Source organism: Pectobacterium sp. CFBP8739 (assembly GCF_013449375.1).
Classification (GTDB): Bacteria; Pseudomonadota; Gammaproteobacteria; order Enterobacterales; family Enterobacteriaceae; genus Pectobacterium.
The window spans coordinates 1-1,987 of sequence record NZ_JACDRR010000041.1 but is presented as its reverse complement, the minus strand read 5'-3'; the positions used below and the strand labels follow the sequence as shown (position 1 = coordinate 1,987).

Genomic DNA, 1,987 nt, shown 5'->3' with positions numbered 1-1,987 from the left:
ATGGTAAGCCTTGAAAACGGCGGCAATGTGGTGCAGGGAACGTTTAATCGACGTGCATAGGAGATGCTGGATAAAGGGCTATGTCTCAGTAGAGCGTAGCCCTTTTTTTATGTTTATTGCTTCTGGTCGCTCAGTCTGGATCAACTATTCTTTCTGGATGTAAGAACAAAAGACACTGGATGCCAATATGAAGAATTGCTAGGTTGAACATACTAAAAGCAATATTTAATGTTTTAAATCAATATCTTGAGTAGAACCACCAGATCTAAATTGAAATGTTCATCAATCTATAGAACAGTTCAGCATCTTATACACCTAAACTGATGCTGCTAAGCTTATGGATGGGTACAAAAAAAACCGCTTTTGCGGGTCCTTTTGTAAAACTTTACATGGGCGGCTAAGCCGTTTATAGGCGACGTAAGGCTGGAAGCCGTTCCAGTTCCTTACCAGATGCATGTATGATAGACAGATTATTAAGATAAGTCAAGTGCCTTCGAGAATCTTGCGTCTTACATGCAACTCTTCATTAATAATCTGCTGAATCTCCTGAAGAGATTTGTTCGAGTATAACTGTTGATAGTGTTCTTCTACAAGTGTAATGAGGGCTTCGTAGTTTACTGTCTTTTCCTTTTCATTCTGGAGAACAGAATTTAATCTAATGATTTCTGACTTATTTGCTTCGTTTTCAGTGTAAATTAAAGGGTAATTTTTCTTAAGTTCAGGATAATCCTGAATACCAATTGATGATGATAAAGCATCATCAAGGCACTTTTTATCGGCTTTAGTTAATTTGTGTGGATATCCAGTTGAGCGTTCAGGACCTTTTCTACTTTTTTGCACCACGGGAAAGGCTAATGGGGCAAATATTCTGTTTAATGAAACTGTTTCTATCATTCCGCATAGAGCAAAGGAACGCTTCGTTGTATCATTGTAATTGATAAGTTGTTGAGTAGATTGGGAACTAATTTCAAATATTGATTTATCCCCAGCATTTGAAGGTGTTTTTGATGTGATAGGTACAATTTGTATCCCAGATGGGGATGCCTTAATGACGATTGCTAATCTACGTTTATGCATTTCTCCAGACTGCTTTTGATCTGGATAACGTTTGCAGGACCTTGTTTCGCCACTTTGTTTCTTTATGGAGTAAATATATCCATAATCAACCTCAACTAACGTACCTTTATGAAGGTTGCTTATTACAGCATTACGTTGATTGTATGTTTGAGATAGGTAAATTTCGTCATTGTTTATTCCTCGCAATTCTAAATCAACAAATATCTCTGTTACGGAAGGATGACTTACAGAAACTACTTTCCAACGATGTCCGAGATATCCAGAAAACATCTTGGTGATAGTTATGGTGTGGCCAAAATAATTTACATCTGGGAATAGTACTTCGGTTATACCCTGACTTTCTTCTACTCCCAGTATGGTAGAGGTATTACTAGCTAATCTGTATGTAGTTTGCATATTAGTTTCTTATTGGTCGACATATCCATATTAATATCTAAACTTCGTACAAGTCGCAGATGTGCTAAGTAAATAACACAGAGCTATATCTTTCATTATACTAACATAAAATGATAGTTCACAGCGGAGAGTGATGATGAAAAACTGGTCAACGGAACACACCAAAGAAGTTAAAAAATGGCTGGATGTCGATATCTATCGCAGATTTGAAGAGCTTCCGCTCATACAGCTTTTGACCTGCCCCAGTATTAGATACAACCGACAGTTAGTAATGTCGGTTTGTTTATCTTCACATTTTCCTTTTCGCCACCGTGTTGCGAACTCTAATGGCGTCTGATAATTCAGTGCCAAATGTGTACGACACTCGTTATAATCCTGTCGCCAGATCTCACCAGTGCTATGCAGGGGCATGAGTCTACACATTTACCCGTTCCTGACCACTGAAGAGCTTCCTGCTTTCTTTAAAGCCCTTGCTGGCTACTCTGGTAGTGAACTGATGGTGCTGGCAGCAAGA

At 38.4% G+C, this 1,987-nt stretch carries 1 protein-coding gene and 3 pseudogenes; 2 read left to right on the top strand and 2 right to left on the bottom strand.

What is annotated here, in order from left to right; translation table 11 throughout:
* Window positions 1-483: 483 nt before the first annotated feature.
* Window positions 484-1,473 (bottom strand): type II toxin-antitoxin system PemK/MazF family toxin, encoded by a 990-nt coding sequence (locus tag H0247_RS19235; RefSeq protein ID WP_180743963.1) that lies wholly within the window; start codon window positions 1,471-1,473, stop codon window positions 484-486.
* Between the two features lie 136 nt (window positions 1,474-1,609).
* On the opposite strand from H0247_RS19235, the pseudogene H0247_RS19930 reads away from it, so the two are divergent.
* Window positions 1,610-1,705 (top strand): annotated as a pseudogene (locus H0247_RS19930) (hypothetical protein); the annotation flags it as partial.
* Window positions 1,706-1,737: 32 nt separating this feature from the next.
* On the opposite strand, the pseudogene H0247_RS20080 reads toward H0247_RS19930, so the two are convergent.
* Window positions 1,738-1,857, bottom strand: a pseudogene (locus H0247_RS20080) (IS3 family transposase); the annotation flags it as partial.
* Between H0247_RS20080 and H0247_RS20075 the strand changes: the two are divergent.
* A pseudogene (locus H0247_RS20075) lies at window positions 1,852-1,987 on the top strand (integrase); the annotation flags it as partial. The pseudogenes H0247_RS20080 and H0247_RS20075 sit on opposite strands and share 6 nt — an antisense overlap.